Source organism: Pelomicrobium sp. G1 (genome assembly GCF_051905455.1).
GTDB lineage: Bacteria > Pseudomonadota > Gammaproteobacteria > Burkholderiales > UBA6910 > Pelomicrobium.
Genome location: NZ_JBQACR010000346.1, coordinates 1 through 272, shown reverse-complemented (window position 1 = coordinate 272; position 272 = coordinate 1). Strand labels below are relative to the sequence as shown.

Here is a 272-nt window from a genome sequence, read left to right as displayed (position 1 = left end):
CGTTCAGCGACCACTCTGCCGACATTTCCATCCAGAGCACGAACGCCGAAGTGATCAAGCGGGCCATCTCGGCCAAGATCAACTCAGCGACGCATTTTCTATGTATCGTCGGATCAAAAACGAGCAGTAGCGGTTGGATGACGTTGGAGATAGACAAAGCAAAGGAACTGAAGAAGAAGCTCGTTGCGGTGAAGACGGCGCCTGAGAATAGGACCCCAAGCGGTCTCCTCAATGCCGGCGCTTCGTGGGCGATGTCATTCACATTCGATGCC

At 54.0% G+C, this 272-nt stretch carries 1 protein-coding gene; it reads left to right on the top strand.

Annotated elements, in window-relative coordinates:
• A partial coding sequence (locus ACTFO6_RS18785) for a TIR domain-containing protein (protein WP_439935877.1) occupies positions 1 to 272 on the top strand: 272 nt, incomplete at both ends.